General features: G+C 75.8%; 18 protein-coding genes. 17 read left to right on the top strand and 1 reads right to left on the bottom strand.

Features of this window, described 5'->3' with window-relative positions:
• Nucleotides 1-29 precede the first annotated feature (29 nt).
• From EV376_RS27195 to EV376_RS27145, 11 genes are all read left to right on the top strand, one after another.
• Nucleotides 30-335, top strand: coding sequence for a YggT family protein (locus EV376_RS27195; protein ID WP_130327852.1), 306 nt, complete (start codon nucleotides 30-32; stop codon nucleotides 333-335).
• A 44-nt stretch (nucleotides 336-379) separates the two neighbouring features.
• Nucleotides 380-1,186: a DivIVA domain-containing protein gene (locus EV376_RS27190; RefSeq protein ID WP_130327850.1), complete on the top strand. Its 807-nt coding sequence runs from the start codon at nucleotides 380-382 to the stop codon at nucleotides 1,184-1,186.
• Nucleotides 1,187-1,258: 72 nt separating this feature from the next.
• Entirely contained in the window at nucleotides 1,259-1,849 is a 591-nt protein-coding gene (locus tag EV376_RS27185; RefSeq protein WP_130327848.1) for a hypothetical protein, read from the top strand.
• The gene (locus EV376_RS27180) at nucleotides 1,842-2,156 is read left to right on the top strand and encodes a DUF167 domain-containing protein (RefSeq protein WP_165438129.1); all 315 of its coding nucleotides are present in this window, start codon (nucleotides 1,842-1,844) and stop codon (nucleotides 2,154-2,156) included. The genes EV376_RS27185 and EV376_RS27180 overlap by 8 nt, the downstream gene beginning before the upstream one ends.
• 34 nt (nucleotides 2,157-2,190) lie before the next feature.
• Nucleotides 2,191-3,690: a potassium/proton antiporter gene (locus EV376_RS27175; protein WP_130327844.1), complete on the top strand. Its 1,500-nt coding sequence runs from the start codon at nucleotides 2,191-2,193 to the stop codon at nucleotides 3,688-3,690.
• Between the two features lie 221 nt (nucleotides 3,691-3,911).
• Complete coding sequence (locus EV376_RS27170; protein WP_130327842.1) at nucleotides 3,912-4,331, top strand: TraR/DksA C4-type zinc finger protein; 420 nt, start codon at nucleotides 3,912-3,914, stop codon at nucleotides 4,329-4,331.
• A gap of 66 nt (nucleotides 4,332-4,397) precedes the next feature.
• Nucleotides 4,398-5,078 carry a signal peptidase II gene (lspA, locus tag EV376_RS27165; protein ID WP_130327840.1) on the top strand — a complete coding sequence of 227 codons (681 nt, stop codon included), beginning with the start codon at nucleotides 4,398-4,400 and terminating at the stop codon, nucleotides 5,076-5,078.
• Nucleotides 5,075-6,019, top strand: coding sequence for an RluA family pseudouridine synthase (locus tag EV376_RS27160; RefSeq protein ID WP_130327838.1), 945 nt, complete (start codon nucleotides 5,075-5,077; stop codon nucleotides 6,017-6,019). The genes lspA and EV376_RS27160 overlap by 4 nt, the downstream gene beginning before the upstream one ends.
• 48 nt (nucleotides 6,020-6,067) lie before the next feature.
• Nucleotides 6,068-7,093: a hypothetical protein gene (locus tag EV376_RS27155; protein ID WP_130327836.1), complete on the top strand. Its 1,026-nt coding sequence runs from the start codon at nucleotides 6,068-6,070 to the stop codon at nucleotides 7,091-7,093.
• A gap of 77 nt (nucleotides 7,094-7,170) precedes the next feature.
• On the top strand, nucleotides 7,171-8,535 hold the full coding sequence (locus tag EV376_RS27150; RefSeq protein ID WP_130327834.1) for an AAA family ATPase: 1,365 nt from the start codon (nucleotides 7,171-7,173) through the stop codon (nucleotides 8,533-8,535).
• A 56-nt stretch (nucleotides 8,536-8,591) separates the two neighbouring features.
• Nucleotides 8,592-9,446: a DUF2567 domain-containing protein gene (locus EV376_RS27145; RefSeq protein ID WP_130327832.1), complete on the top strand. Its 855-nt coding sequence runs from the start codon at nucleotides 8,592-8,594 to the stop codon at nucleotides 9,444-9,446.
• Here the strand turns inward: EV376_RS27145 and EV376_RS27140 are convergent.
• The gene (locus EV376_RS27140; protein ID WP_130327830.1) at nucleotides 9,361-10,065 is read right to left on the bottom strand and encodes an LON peptidase substrate-binding domain-containing protein; all 705 of its coding nucleotides are present in this window, start codon (nucleotides 10,063-10,065) and stop codon (nucleotides 9,361-9,363) included. The genes EV376_RS27145 and EV376_RS27140 overlap by 86 nt on opposite strands.
• 106 nt (nucleotides 10,066-10,171) lie before the next feature.
• Here EV376_RS27140 and hisD point away from each other — a divergent pair, with 106 nt between their 5' ends.
• From hisD to EV376_RS27115, 6 genes are read left to right on the top strand one after another with little or no spacing between them, the layout of a single operon-like run.
• Nucleotides 10,172-11,494: a histidinol dehydrogenase gene (gene hisD / locus EV376_RS27135; RefSeq protein WP_130327828.1), complete on the top strand. Its 1,323-nt coding sequence runs from the start codon at nucleotides 10,172-10,174 to the stop codon at nucleotides 11,492-11,494.
• Entirely contained in the window at nucleotides 11,491-12,564 is a 1,074-nt protein-coding gene (locus EV376_RS27130) for a histidinol-phosphate transaminase (RefSeq protein ID WP_130327826.1), read from the top strand. Before hisD ends, EV376_RS27130 begins: the two co-directional genes overlap by 4 nt.
• Nucleotides 12,561-13,172: an imidazoleglycerol-phosphate dehydratase HisB gene (gene hisB, locus EV376_RS27125; RefSeq protein ID WP_130327824.1), complete on the top strand. Its 612-nt coding sequence runs from the start codon at nucleotides 12,561-12,563 to the stop codon at nucleotides 13,170-13,172. The genes EV376_RS27130 and hisB overlap by 4 nt, the downstream gene beginning before the upstream one ends.
• A complete protein-coding gene (locus EV376_RS30380; protein WP_165438128.1) occupies nucleotides 13,172-13,345 on the top strand; it encodes a hypothetical protein in 174 nt (57 codons plus the stop codon). Before hisB ends, EV376_RS30380 begins: the two co-directional genes overlap by 1 nt.
• On the top strand, nucleotides 13,342-13,974 hold the full coding sequence (gene hisH / locus EV376_RS27120; RefSeq protein ID WP_130327822.1) for an imidazole glycerol phosphate synthase subunit HisH: 633 nt from the start codon (nucleotides 13,342-13,344) through the stop codon (nucleotides 13,972-13,974). The genes EV376_RS30380 and hisH overlap by 4 nt, the downstream gene beginning before the upstream one ends.
• Nucleotides 13,975-14,007: 33 nt before the next feature.
• Nucleotides 14,008-14,331 (top strand): hypothetical protein, encoded by a 324-nt coding sequence (locus EV376_RS27115; RefSeq protein WP_130327820.1) that lies wholly within the window; start codon nucleotides 14,008-14,010, stop codon nucleotides 14,329-14,331.
• Nucleotides 14,332-14,342: the final 11 nt, after the last annotated feature.

Below are 14,342 nucleotides of genomic sequence, written 5' to 3'. Positions count from 1 at the left end.
CCGCCCGAGCGCAAGGGACGTCTCCTGTCGTGTTGTCGATCGTGCTCCAGGTCCTCTACCTGATCGTGTACGTCTTCCTCCTGGTTCTCCTGGCCCGCTTCGTGTTGAGCGCCGTTCTGCAGTACGGCCGGCGGTGGCAACCGGGGCGTGGGGCATCGGCGGGACTGGAAACCGTGTGGAGCGTCACTGATCCCCCTCTCCACGCGTTGAGGCGAGTGATCCCTCCGCTGCGAATTGGTACCGTGAGCATCGACCTGGCCTCGCTTGTGCTCCTGGTTATCCTGTTCGTGCTGATGGAGTTCGTGTTAGGGCCGTCGATCGTCAGGACCGCCTGATGACCGACGCGCTTTCGCGGCCGCAACTGACCCGAGGAGTTTCGATGCCGCTGACCCCGGCCGACGTCCACAACGTCGCCTTCAAAAAGCCGCCGATCGGCAAGCGGGGGTATGACGAGGAGGAGGTCGACGCCTTCCTGGACGAGGTCGAGCGCGAGCTTGCCCGTCTCATCGAGGAGAACAACGAACTGCGCGCCCAGGTGGAGCGCGGCGGCCGGGGCGGTGCCCCCGCCGGTCCCGGTGGCGACGCGCGTCTCGCCGCGGAGCTCAACGAGGTCAAGGCCCAGCTCGACCGGGTGCAGCGGGACAAGTCGGCGGCCGAGCAGGCCGCCCGCGCGATGCAGGCGGAGCTGGAGCAGGTCCGCGCCGCCGGCGGCGGCGTCCCGGTGGGTGCCGACGGCGAGCAGCAGGCGCTGCGGGTGCTGATGATGGCCCAGCGGACGGCGGACGACCACGTCTCCGACGCCCGCCGCGAGGCCGACCAGCTGCTCTCCGAGGCCCGGTCCAAGGCCGAGGAGGTCACCCGCGAGGCCCGCGCGAAGGCCGACGCCCTCGAGCGGGACGCGCGCCAGCGGCACCAGGAGGCCATGGGGGGCCTCGACGCCAAGCGCACCGCCCTGCAGAAGCACATCGAGGAGCTCAAGCAGTTCGAGCGCGAGTACCGCACCCGCCTCAAGGCGTACCTGGAGAGCCAGCTGCGCGACCTCGACGGTCGCGGCCAGGGCCTGGAGGCCGAGCTGAACCGCTCCGAGAGCGGTGGCCGCGCCGCCGGTGGCAACGGCCTCGCCGCAGCCGGTCTCGCCGGCTCCTACGGCGGCGGTCGCTCCGGCGCGCTGGAAGCCGGTCGCTGATCAACGGCCGGCGGCCGTCCCGCTGACGGTCGCCGGCCCCGCCACATCGGTACGACACGGCGGGAGTGAGCCGTGATTGTCGCGAGTCTCCTGCTCATCCTCCTCGCGGTGGTGCTGCTGGTGGTCGGCCTGGCCGGCGGCTCCAGCCTCCTCCTGATCCTCTCCATCGCGGCCAGCCTGCTGGCCGCCGTCGCGCTGGTGGCGGGCGCCCGCCAGGCGGCCGCGGCCCGGCTGACGGCGGAGCGGGTCGGACCGTCGACCACGGCGACCGTCGGAGCCGCGTCCCGGCGGGCCGCCGACCCGGACATCCCGGTCCAGCACGTTCCTCCGTCGACCGACGACGCCGGGTGGCGGCAACCACCCGAGCCGTCGGCGGGCGGCGGTCCGGTGCCCGCGGACCCGATGGACGACGAGCCGGCCGCGCAGGACCTCCCGCCGGCGGACGCCGCCCGGCTGGCCCGCGTCGACCGCGAGGTGCGGGTGGTGGACGGCCGCCCCCGCTACCACCTGGCCGGCTGTCCGCACCTGATCGGGCGCGAGCACGAGGCGCTGTCCGCCGCCGAGGCGGTCGACCTCGGCTTCACCCCGTGCGCCCACTGCGCCCCGGCCACCGCTCTGCTGGCGGACGCCGGCCGGATCGCCAGCGGCGACGCGGGTGCCTGAGGTGGCCGCCGGCCGTGGCGGTGACCCGCTCACCGTCGCCGTGCGGGTCAAGCCGGGCGCCTCCCGTACCCGGGTCGGTGGCCGCTACGACGGCCCGCACGGTCCGGCCCTGGTCGTGGCGGTGACGGCGCCGCCGGTGGACGGCCGGGCCACCGAGGCGGCCCGCCGGGCCGTCGCCGACGCGCTCGGCGTCCGGCCGGCCGCGGTGTCGCTGCGCACCGGGGCGGCCAGCCGGGACAAGCTCTTCCTGGTCGAGGGCGCCGACCCCGACCTGGTCGGGACGCTGCACCGCCTCCGCGACGGATGAGGGCACGCCCGGGCGCCGTCGGCGCGGCCCGCCCGTGACGCCCGGCCTGGACGTCGCGCTCCTGCTCGGCGCTGCGGTCGTGCTGGTGTCGGTGGGCGCGATCCGTCTCTCGACCCGGTTCGGTGTGCCGAGCCTCCTGGTCTACCTCGCGCTCGGGGTGGCGATCGGCGACGCCGGGCTGGGCATCCGCTTCAACGACGTCGACCTGACCCGCACGCTCGGCTTCTGCGCGCTCGTCGTGATCATCGCCGAGGGGGGACTGAGCACCCGCTGGAGCACGCTGCGGCCGGTGCTGGGCCTGGCCGCGGTGCTCGCCACGGTCGGCGTGGTGGTGAGCATCGTGGTGGTCGGGCTGGTCGTGCACCTGCTGCTCGGACTGGACTGGCGGCTGGCCCTGCTCTACGGCGCGGTGCTCTCCTCCACCGACGCGGCGGCGGTGTTCGCCACCCTCCGCCGGCTGCGGCTGCCGCCCCGCTTGGTGGCGGCGTTGGAGGCCGAGTCGGGCATGAACGACGCCCCGGTGGTGCTCCTGGTGGTGCTGCTGTCCCGGCAGTTCGGCGGGCATCCGTGGTGGTACGAGGCCGGTCTGCTCAGCTACGAGTTGCTCCTGGGGGCCCTGGTCGGCTACCTGGCCGGCGTGGGTGGCCGGTGGGCGCTGCGCCGGGCCGCGCTGCCCTCGGCCGGGCTCTACCCGATCGCCGCGGTCGGCCTGACCGTGCTGGCGTACGCGGCCGGCTCGGTGCTGCACGCCTCGGGCTTCCTCGCCGTGTACGTCGCCGGCGTCCTGCTGGGCAACGCGCGGCTGCCGCACCGGCAGGCCATCCTGGGGTTCGCCGACGGGCTGGCCTGGCTGGCCCAGATCGGGCTCTTCGTCCTGCTCGGACTCCTGGTCTCGCCGGCCCGGCTGGACGCGGCGGTGCTGCCGGCGCTGGTCACCGGGCTCGCGCTGGCGCTGGTGGCGCGGCCGGTGTCGGTGGCGGTGTCCGCGCTGCCGTTCCGGCTCGGGCTGCGGGACCAGGCCTTCCTGTCCTGGGCCGGCCTGCGTGGCGCCGTCCCGATCGTGCTCGCCACCATCCCGCTGTCCGAGCGGGTGCCGGGGGCCGACCGGCTCTTCGACGCGGTCTTCGTGCTGGTGGTGATCTTCACGCTGGTGCAGGCCGGCACTCTCGCCCCGGTGGCCCGACGGCTGCGGGTGACCGCGCCCGCGGAGGCCACCGAGATCCGGGTGGAGACGGCGCCGCTGGAGCGGATGCGGGCCGACCTGCTCCAGTTGGAGGTGCCGCCGGGCTCTCGGCTGGCCGGGGTGCACATCGACGAGCTGCGGCTGCCGCCGGGCGCCGCGGTGACCCTGGTGCTCCGCGACGGGGTGGGCTTCGTGCCCGGCCGGGACTTCCGCCTCAAGATCGGGGACAGCCTGCTGATCGTGGCCACCCAGGGGGCGCGCGACGAGGTCGAGCGGCGGCTGCGGGCGGTCAGCCGGCAGGGCCGGTTGGCCCGCTGGTTTGGTGAGTACGGCGAGGACCGGGACGGTTGATCTGCTAGCGTTCCCTTTGCCCCGATTTGGCATAACTTGGGGCCGAGCGACGGTGCGTCGGTGCGGCACGTTGTCGGACGCCTGTACGTTCCGTATTCTTGCCACCCTCCGGAGTGCGCTGCCCTGTGGTGGCGCGCCCGTTTTGTACCTGGGGCCGCCGATCGCGGTGGCCCTGTCCAGGTGCCGCGGTCCGCCGCGGCTCCGCGGCCTAGGGAGCGACGATGGCGAAGCCAGCCGACACCAGGACCACCGGCCGGAAGCCGGTGGCCAAGGCCACCCGCAGCGCGGCGGAGACCGAGAAGATCCGGGCGGCCCTGGCGGCACGGCGTGACGAGCTTCGCGCCGAGTACGATCAGACGCTGAGCGAGATCACCGAGCTGCAGCGCGACCGGCTGACCGACTCGGCCGGGGACGACCAGGCCGACACCGGCACCAAGACGTTCGAGCGGGAGCAGGAGATCTCTCTCGCCAACAGCATCCTGGAACGGATCACGCAGGTCGAGCGGGCGCTGGAGCGGCTCGACGAGGGCGGATACGGCTGGTGCGAGCGGTGCGGCAACCCGATCCCGGTGGAGCGGCTCGCCGCCTTCCCGTCGGCCACCCTCTGCGTGACCTGCAAACAGCTGGAGGAGCGGCGCTGAGGCCCGCTCCCCGGCGGCCCGAGAAGGCGGCGCCCCGGCGTCGCCGCTGACGTCGATGGGGAGCAGATGACCGCAGGACCGACCCCCGGCCCTGGCCGCGCCGAGACGGCGGGCCAGCCCCGGCCCGCCACCGACTCCGGGCCCGCCCGCCCGCCCGCGGTCGGCGGGCGGCCCCGACGGCGCGCCGTGTCGGTCCTGTTCGCCGTCGGGCTGACCATCCTGGCGCTCGACCTGCTCACCAAGCACCTCGCGCTGCGGTCCCTGGAGGGCCGCGAGCCGGTGGAACTGCTCGGCGGCCTGGTCCACCTCAGCCTCACCCGCAACAGCGGCGCGGCCTGGAGCATCGGCTCCGACTACACCTGGGTCTTCCCGCTGATCACCGTCGGTGTGGTCGGCTGGATCCTCTGGATGGCGCTGCGCCTGCGCTCGCTGCCCTGGGCGGTGTCGCTCGGCCTGGTGCTCGGCGGGGCCCTGGGCAACCTGACCGACCGGATCTTCCGGGCCCCGGGCTGGTTCGTCGGTCACGTGGTCGACATGATCAGTGTGTTCGAGCCGTACGGTCGGGTGTTCCCGGTGTTCAACGTGGCCGACAGCTCGCTGGTCTGCGGCGTGATCCTCGCGGTGCTCCTCGAGCTGACCGGCCGGCAGCGCGACGGCGGCCGACTGGGCCGCGACGGGCGACCGGCGGGCGAGCCGGCGACGGCCGGCGACGCCGGGCCGTCCGCCGGGCCGCGGGAGCGGGCATGACGTCCGCGTTCGCGGCCGGCGGTGACCACCGGTCGCTGCCCGTGCCGGACGGGCTGGACGGCCTGCGGCTCGACCAGGCCGTCGCGCGGCTCTTCGGCCTGTCCCGGACGACCGCGGCGGCCCTGGTCGACGCCGGGGACGCGCTGGTCGACGGCGCCGTCCGGGCCAACTCGCACAAGGTCCGGGCCGGGTCCTGGCTGGAGGTGACCCTGCCCGCGCCGGCCGCCCCACCGACCGTCGTGCCGCAGGCCGTGCCCGGCCTCCGCGTGGTGTACGCCGACGACGACATCGTGGTGGTCGACAAGCCGGTCGGCGTCGCCGCCCATCCCAGCCCCGGCTGGACGGGCCCGACCGTGGTCGGCGGGCTGGCCGCGATCGGCCACCGCGTCTCCACCAGCGGCGCCGCCGAGCGGCAGGGGGTGGTGCACCGGCTCGACGTCGGCACCACCGGGATCATGGTGGTGGCCAAGAGCGAGCTGGCCTACACCGCGCTGAAGCGGGCGTTCAAGCACCGCGAGGTGGAGAAGCGCTACCACGCCGTGGTGCAGGGCCACCTCGACCCGCTACGCGGGACCGTCGACGCCCCGATCGACCGGCACCCGCACCACGACTACCGCTGGGCGGTGGTCTCCGGGGGCAAGCCCAGCATCACCCACTACGACACCCTCGAGGCGTTCCCGGCGGCCAGCCTGGTCGACGTCCGGCTGGAGACGGGCCGTACCCACCAGATCCGGGTGCACTTCTCGACGCTGCGCCACCCGTGCGTGGGTGACCTCACGTACGGGGCCGATCCCACCCTGGCCGCCCGGCTCGGGCTGGACCGGCAGTGGCTGCACGCCCGGGAGTTGGGGTTCCGCCACCCCCGAACGGGGGACGAGGTCCGCTTCGTCAGCGACTACCCTGACGATCTGGACCGTGCGCTGGCACTCCTGCGGGACTGACCGCGGCGGCGACCACCCGACCCGACCCGACGAGGGGGATGTCCGCCCGTGCGCGCCGGTGACCTGCTGCGCCAGTTGGACCAGCGGCTGCTGCCCCGCCTGCTGGGTGCCGTGACCCGGCTGGGCCAGGGCCCGGCCCGGCCCCGTGTGCTCCCCACGGCCGCACTGCTCTCCTGCGCGGCCGTGCTGCTCACCGCCGTGTGGGCCAGCGCCGACCGGCCCGTCGGCGACCGCACGGTGGGCGAGGTGACCCGGGTCGGCGTGGCCGCCGGGGAGTCGATCCCCGGCTACGTGCGGGCCGCCGCGGCCGACCTGGCGGCCCTGCCGGCCGCCGACCCGCAGTCCGGCGACGGCACCTACGCGCTGGTCTCGCTCACGGCGTACCTGACACCGCAGCGGGCGGCCACCGTCCTCGGCGACGTGCCGGTCGCCGCCGTGTTCGGGCGGGTGCCGCTGCCCGACCGGCAGACCGAGATCGTCCGCATCTCCGCGCAGCGCCTGCCCGACGACGTGGTCGCCGGTATGGCCGACCTCGCCGCGCGCAAGGACCGGGAGGCGGCCGACTACCGGGCCCGGGCCGCCGCGCTGACCGGTGGCGGGCCGGAGGAGCGCGAGCTGCGCCAGCTGTACGTCAGCGGCGCGCAGGTGGCGGCGGCGGAGGCCACGGCGTACCGCGGCGGTTGCGCCTGCGTCTACGCGGCCGTGGTCCGGGCGGAGCCGGTGGCGCTGCGCCGGGTGGCGTCCCGGCCGGACGTGCGGGTCGTCGACCCCGCGCCGGAGGTGCGCCGGCTCGACCGCACCGTGTTCACGCCCCCGCTGCCCGAGCAGGACGAGGTGGCGAGCCCGCCGGCGGACGCCGCCCTGCCCACGCCCGCGCCACCGGCGGCCGAGGCGACCTCGGCGTCGCCCGCGCCGAGCACGCCGGGCGGTGGCGTCAGCTCCGAGCCGGTACCCGAGGTGACGAATTCGTCACCGGATTCTTCGCCGTCGCCGCCGCCGTCGCCCACCGCCGCACCGACGTCGGTGACCTCGGCGAACCCGACGGCCAGCCGGTCGTCCGAGCCGGCGCCGTGACGTCGGGCGGGCCCGTCCGGTGGCGTACCGGAGTAGCCCTAATAGGGTTTCGTTCGTAGCCTGTCAGGCGGGGCAGGATGGCGCTGGGAGGGCGAGCCGTGGAGGGCAGCGAGACCGGCTGGGGACGGCCGGCCGAACCGGCACCGCGGTGGCGGGCGCTGCTCGACCGGGCGCGGCACGCCGGCCGTGCCGCCGAGCAGGCCGAGCCGGACCGGCGGGCCGACGCCCCGCCGCCCGAGCCGCTGCCCCGGCGCGGCACCGGCGGCGGCTACGCGGCCCGGGTGCCGGCCATCGGGCACCCCGCCGAGCTGTCGTACGGTGCGGACGCGCCGCCGTACGGTGCGGAACCCCGGGCCGACGGCGGCTACCGAGCCGAGGCGACCTACCGGGTCGATCCGGCGTACCGGGCCGATCCGGCGTATCCGCCGGCCGCGCCGCCGGAGCCCCGCTACCCCGAGCCCGAGCCGCCGCCCCTGCAGTCGCGGTACGCGCTGCTGGACAACGGCTACCGGCACGCGCAACCGGTGCGGCCGAGCTACCCGCCGGCGAACGGGTACCAGCCGGAGCCGGCCTACGCACCGCCGGCCGACCGGGGCTACGCCCGCGTGGAGTGGCGCGCCCCCTCGGTGGAGGACGAGCGGGAGCGGGCCGCCTCGGTGCTCCGCCGCGACCTGGGCACCCCCCGGGTGCTGGCGTTCGCCAACCCGAAGGGCGGCGTCCACAAGACCACCGCGACCGTGCTGGCCGCCGCGACCGTCGGCAGCGTACGCGGCCGCGGCGTGCTCGCCTGGGACGACAACGAGCTGCGCGGGACGCTGGGACTGCGCGCCGGCAGCGCCCGGCACGCGCGGACGATCCGGCACCTGGTCAACGACCTCGCGCACATCGAGATCAAGGACGGGCCGGAGCTGCTGGACCACCTGGACGACTACCTGCGGCACGCCTCGGACGGCTCGTACGACGTGCTGGCCGGCGAGGAGAGCCCCCGGTTCGCCCAGCGGCTCGACCAGTTCACCGTCCGGCGGGTGCTGGACCTGCTCCGCCGCACCCACGACGTGGTCTGTGTGGACACCGGCAACAACGTGGAGAGCGACAACTGGCGCACCGTCATGCAGGCCGCCGACCAGCTGGTGGTGACCACGGTGCCCCGGGAGGACGCCGCCTTCAGCGCCGACTGGATGCTCGACCTGCTGCACGAGGTCGGCATGGGCGAGCTGGCCGACAACGCCGTGACGCTGATCTCCTGCCCGACGCCGGGGCGCACCGACCTCCAAGCGGACCTGGAGCGCCATTTCGCCACCCGCACCCGCGCGGTGACCGTGGTGCCGTACGACCCGGCGCTGGAGAGCGGCTCGTCGATCGAGTACCACCAGCTCCAGCCGGCGACCCGGGAGGCGTGGCTGGCCGCCGCGGCGGTGATGCTGGAGCCGTTCGCCCGCTGAGGGGTCGCTGGCCCACCCGCACCCCGACGCGCCGCCTTGCCTGAGAGGATCACCGGGTGAGCCCGGACACCCCCGACCCCGATCGGCCCCGCCCCACGGCGGTGCCGCCGTACGCCGACCCCCCGGTCGGCCACCCCGCCGCGCCGTACCCGCACGGCACACCCGGCGGCGGCACGCCGCCCGAGGGCCCCGCACCGGCCGGGCCGGGGTACCCGGCGACCTGGTACGCCGGGCCGCCCCCGGCGCCGGAGCCGAGGGAGCCGCTCGGCCCCCGGGTCGCGCGGGCCGTGGTCGGCGCCGTCGCGGTGGTCCTCCTCGGCGTCCCGCTCGGGCTGCTCTGGGCCGAGCTCGCGCCGGACACCCCGGTGGTGAAGACGGCGGCGGGCGCCGTCTACGGGGAGCCGCAGCCGGAGCAGCCGATCGCCGCCGACGGCTGGTTCAGCCTGCTCGGGCTGGGCTTCGGCGTCCTGGCCGCGGTCGGGCTGTGGTTCGTGCTGCGCCGGGCCCGGGGCCCGGTCGGGCTGGTCGCCGTGGTGCTCGGCTCGCTCGGTGCGGCCCTGGTCGCCTGGCAGGTGGGCCGCCGGGTGGGGCTGGCGACCTTCGAGCGCCTGCTGGCGACCGCGCCGGAGGGGCAGTCCTTCGGCAAGCCGGCGGACCTGCGGGCCGGGGGGATCGAGTGGGTGCTGGGCGTGCTGCCGGTGCCGTACGGCAACGTGCTGCTGCCCGCGTTCGGCGCCGCGGTCGCGTACACCCTGCTGGCCGGCTGGTCGCGCTGGCCGTCGCTGCGGCCCGGCCCGGCGCCCGACGGCGGCCACGGGCCGGGCGTCAGTTGGGGGTCGGCGGCGACGCCAGCTCCCCCAGCGGCACCGGGACCGCCCGCACCTGGCGCAGCAGGGCCGCCTCGCGGCTGAGCAGCCGGAGCTCGGCGCGCAGCCGGGTGGCGGTGTCGTCGATGGCGAGCAGCCGCTGCCGATCGGCGACGGTCAGCGCGGCCGTCGCCGCGACCAGGTGCGACAGGACGGTCGGGTCCTCCGGCAGCTGCTCGGAGAGTTCCTCCGGGTCGGCGCGGACCAGGCTCAGGTACTGCCGGAAGACCGCGATCACGCGCGCGGCGAGCAGGTCGGCGCTCTCGTCCGGGGTGCCCGGCTCGGGCAGCCACTCGACCTCGGCGGTCAGGTAGGGCGCGCCGGCCCGGTCGACCTCGCCCACCCGGAACCGCCGTCGGCCGACGGTGACGATGTCGAAGCCGCCGTCCGGCAGCTCGGTCACCTGCCGCAGCTCGGCGGTGCAGCCCACCTCGTGCAGGGTGACGTCGCCGGCGCCCGGCAGCGGGCGCCCGTCCGGCCCCTTCGGGGTGACCTCCCAGCCGGCCCGGATCGCCACCACGCCGAACTCGCGGGTCGACCCCTCGGGCAGGCCCACCAGATGGCGGACGAGGGCGCGGTAGCGTTCCTCGAAGATGTGCAGCGGCAGCACCAGACCGGGGAAGAGGACGGTCCCGAGCGGGAACACCGGAAGCCGCGCAGTCACGCGTCGAGGGTAGCCCGATCCGCTGCCGGCGGCGTGTCCCGGCTCACCGTCCCGCCGTGCGGGCGGCGCGGGCCGGGCGGGCCGCCGGCCGCCTAGACTCGCAAGGGTGTTGAACCGGATCGACCTGCGCGGCGGCGTCCGTGACCCGCGCCGCCTGCTGCCCCGTGCCCAGCTCGACGTGTCGGTGGCCGTCGAGCGGATCCGGCCCCTCGTGGAGGCGGTCCGGGAGCATGGTTACCCGGCGATCCGGGAGGCGAGCGAGCGGTTCGACGGCGTCTCGCCCGAGGTGCTGCGGGTACCCGCGGCGGCGATCGCCGAGGCCGAGGGGACGCTCGACCCGCAGGTGCGCGCCGCGCTGCTGGAGTCGATCCGCCGGGCCCGCCGGGTGCACGCCGACCAGCGCCGTTCCGACCACACCACGCAGGTGGTGCCGGGCGGCACGGTCACCGAGCGCTGGGTGCCGGTCGACCGGGTCGGCCTCTACGTGCCCGGCGGCCTGGCGATGTACCCGTCGACCGTGGTGATGAACGTGGTCCCGGCCCAGGAGGCCGGGGTGCGGTCGCTGGTCGTGGTCAGCCCGCCGCAGAAGGACAACGCGGGTCTGCCCGACCCGCGGGTGCTGGCGGCCTGCGCCCTGCTCGGCGTCGACGAGGTGTACGCCGTCGGCGGCGCGCAGGCGGTGGCGATGCTCGCGTACGGCGCCGCGGTCGACCCCGAGGGCGCGCTCCACTGCGATCCGGTCGACCTGGTCACCGGCCCGGGCAACATCTGGGTCACCGCCGCCAAACGGCTGCTGCGCGGCGTCGTCGGCATCGACGCCGAGGCCGGCCCCACCGAGATCGCGATCCTCGCCGACGACACCGCCGACCCGGCGCACGTCGCCGCCGACCTGATCAGCCAGGCCGAGCACGACCCGCTGGCGGCGAGCGTGCTGGTCACGCCCTCGCCGGAGCTGGCCGACGCGGTCGAGCGGGAGCTGGCCCGCCAGGTCCCGGCGACCAAGCACGCCGAGCGGGTCACCACGGCGCTGTCCGGGGAGCAGAGCGGCGTCGTGCTGGTCGACGACCTGGCGGCGGGCCTGCGGGTGGTCGACGCGTACGCGGCCGAGCACCTGGAGATCCAGACCGAGAACGCCCGCGAGTGGGCGCTGCGGGTGCGCAACGCCGGGGCGATCTTCGTCGGCGCGTGGTCGCCGGTGTCGCTCGGCGACTACTGCGCCGGCTCCAACCACGTGCTGCCCACCGGTGGCTGCGCCCGGCACTCGTCGGGCCTGTCGGTGCAGTCCTTCCTGCGCGGCATCCACCTGGTGGAGTACACGCGGGACGCGCTGCGCGAGGTGGCCCCGCACGTGGTCACGCTGGCGACGGTGGAGGACCTGCCGGCCCACGGCCAGGCGGTCAGCGCCCGCTTCCCGGGGGACGGCTCGTGACCAGCCTGGACGACCTGCCCATCCGGGACGACCTGCGCGGGCTGACGCCGTACGGGGCGCCGCAGCTGGACGTGCCGGTCCGGCTGAACACCAACGAGAACTCCTACCCGGTGCCGGACGCGGTGGCCGAGGCGATCGGCAAGGCCCTCGCCGCCGAGCTGCGCGACCTCAACCGGTACCCGGACCGGGACGCGGTGGCGCTGCGCGCCGACCTGGCGGCGTACCTGGGCCACGGGCTCACCGTCGAGCACGTCTGGGCGGCCAACGGCTCCAACGAGATCCAGCAGCAGCTGCTCCAGGTCTTCGGCGGGCCGGGGCGCAGCGCGCTCGGCTTCACCCCCGCGTACTCGATGCACCCGCTGCTGGCGCTCGGCACCGGCACCCGGTGGGTGCCGGCCCGGCGCGGCGCCGACTTCGGGCTGACCGCCGGCGACGCGGTGGCGCAGATCCGCGAGCACCGTCCCGACGTGGTCTTCCTCTGTTCCCCGAACAATCCCACCGGCACTGCCCTCGACCCGGCCGTGGTCGCCGCGGTGCTGGCGGAGGCGCCGGGCGTGGTGGTGGTCGACGAGGCGTACGCCGAGTTCGCCCGGCCGGGCACGGTGAGCGCCCTCGCGGTGCTCCCCGGCCACCCGCGGCTGGTGGTGACCCGCACGATGAGCAAGGCGTTCGGGTTCGCCGGCGGCCGGCTGGGTTACCTCGCCGCCGATCCGGCGGTGGTGGCGGCGGTGCAGCTCGTCCGGCTGCCGTACCACCTGTCGGCGCTCACCCAGGCCGCGGCCCGCGCGGCCCTCGCGCACCGCGACGCCCTGCTCGGGACCGTCGCGGCGATCAAGGAGCAGCGGGACCGGATCGTGGCGGAGCTGCGGGCCCGCGGCCGCCGGGTCGCCGACAGCGACGCCAACTTCGTGCTGTTCGAGGTCGGTGGCGACCAGGCCGTCGCCTGGCGCACGCTGCTCGAAGTCGGGGTCCTGGTCCGGGACGTCGGCCTGCCCGGCTGGCTGCGGGTCACCGCCGGCACCCCCGCCGAGACCGATGCCTTCCTGTCCGCAATGGAGAAGCTTTCATGAGTCGCACCGCCCGGGTCGAGCGGGTCACCAAGGAGACCAAGGTCCTCGTCGAGATCGACCTCGACGGCACCGGCAAGGCCGACATCGAGACCGGCGTCGGCTTCTACGACCACATGCTCAACCAGATCGCCCGGCACGGCGGCTTCGACCTGACCGTGCACACCGTCGGCGACCTGGAGATCGACGCCCACCACACGATGGAGGACACGGCGCTGGCCCTGGGCGCCGCGTTCGACCGGGCGCTGGGGGACAAGGCCGGCATCCGGCGGTACGGCTCGGCCACCGTCCCGATGGACGAGGTGCTGGTCCGCGCGGCCGTCGACCTGTCCGGCCGGCCGTACGTGGTGCACGACGAGCCGCCGCTGGCCCCGTACATCGGGCCGGTCTACCCGACCAGCATGACCCGGCACATCTGGGAGTCGTTCGGTCAGGCGGCCCGGATCACGCTGCACGTCGACGTGCTGCGGGCGGCCCGGCCGGGCGGCCACCCGGACGCCCACCACGTGGTGGAGGCCCAGTTCAAGGCGGTGTCGCGGGCGCTGCGCGAGGCGACCGCGATCGACCCGCGCTCGGCGGGTGTGGTGCCCAGCACGAAGGGCGCGCTCTGATGGGTACGTTGCTGCCGGTCCTGCTGCTGATCCTGGCCGGGGTGCTGGCGGGCGGCGTGCTGTCGCTGCACCGGCAGGGGGCCCCGCGCGGTGCCGTGGTGGTCACCGCGGTGCTGGCCGTGCTGGCCGCCGTGGCCGGCGGGCTGTGGCTGCTGCCGGGGGACGGATCGTGAGCCGGGTGGTGGTGCTCGACTACGGGTCGGGCAACCTGCGGTCGGCGGAGCGCGCGCTGGCCGCGGCCGGCGCGGCCGTGACGGTGACCGCCGACCTGGCCGTCGCCGCCGACGCGGACGGCCTGGTGGTGCCCGGTGTGGGCGCCTTCGCCGCCTGCATGGCCGGGATCGAGGCGCTCGGCGCCGGCCCGGTGATCGCCGAGCGGGTCGCCGCCGGGCGGCCGGTGCTCGGCATCTGCGTCGGCATGCAGGTGCTCTTCGAGCACGGCGATGAGCACGGGGTGGTGACCAAGGGCCTCGGGCTGCTGCCCGGCGGGGTGACGAGGTTGCCCGCCCGGCGGCTGCCGCACATGGGCTGGAACACGGTGCACCCGCCGGCCGGCTCGGTGCTCTTCGCCGGCCTGCCGGACGACAGCCGGTTCTACTTCGTCCACTCGTACGCCGTGGGCGACGTGGCGGGGCTGGCCGCTGCCGGCGCCGCGGTCACCACCGCCCGGCACGAGGCGGAGTTCGTGGCCGCGGTGGAGCGGGGCCCGCTCTCCGCCGCCCAGTTCCACCCGGAGAAGTCCGCCGACACCGGTGCCGCCCTGCTGCGGAACTGGCTGGCCACGCTCCCCGCCGATGGCTGAGCGACCGGGCGGGCGCCGGCTCGGGGGCGTCCGGTGAGCAAGGAGCGGGCGCGTCGCCGGGCGGCCCGCGAGGCGGAGGCGGCGCGGCAGCGGGTCGTCCGGGAGCGGCAGGTCGCCCGCCGGGCGCGGCGGCGGGCGCTGGTCCGCCGGTTGACGCCGACGTTGCGTCGGGGGCGGACCGGCCGGCTGCCCCGGCACACCCGGGGCGAGCGGGCCGCGATCGTGGGGCTGACCGCCGCGGCGATCCTGCTGATCTGGACCCTGGTGGACGATCTCGCGCTGCGCCTCGCGCTGGTCGCGCTCCTGCTGCTCGTACTGCCGGCGATCGTGGTGATCGCGCTGGACCGTCGTACCTGACCCGAGGAGAG

The organism is Micromonospora sp. CNZ295, from assembly GCF_004217535.1.
This window is presented reverse-complemented; position numbering and strand designations above follow the sequence as displayed.

Excerpts from the sequence above, each read along its gene's own strand:
- EV376_RS27190 (WP_130327850.1), top strand. The coding sequence starts at position 380 with ATGCCGCTGACCCCGGCCGACGTCCACAACGTCGCCTTCAAAAAGCCG.
- EV376_RS27170 (WP_130327842.1), top strand. The coding sequence starts at position 3,912 with ATGGCGAAGCCAGCCGACACCAGGACCACCGGCCGGAAGCCGGTGGCC.
- lspA (WP_130327840.1), top strand. The coding sequence starts at position 4,398 with ATGACCGCAGGACCGACCCCCGGCCCTGGCCGCGCCGAGACGGCGGGC.
- EV376_RS27160 (WP_130327838.1), top strand. The coding sequence starts at position 5,075 with ATGACGTCCGCGTTCGCGGCCGGCGGTGACCACCGGTCGCTGCCCGTG.
- EV376_RS27150 (WP_130327834.1), top strand. The coding sequence starts at position 7,171 with ATGGCGCTGGGAGGGCGAGCCGTGGAGGGCAGCGAGACCGGCTGGGGA.
- hisB (WP_130327824.1), top strand. The coding sequence starts at position 12,561 with ATGAGTCGCACCGCCCGGGTCGAGCGGGTCACCAAGGAGACCAAGGTC.
- EV376_RS30380 (WP_165438128.1), top strand. The coding sequence starts at position 13,172 with ATGGGTACGTTGCTGCCGGTCCTGCTGCTGATCCTGGCCGGGGTGCTG.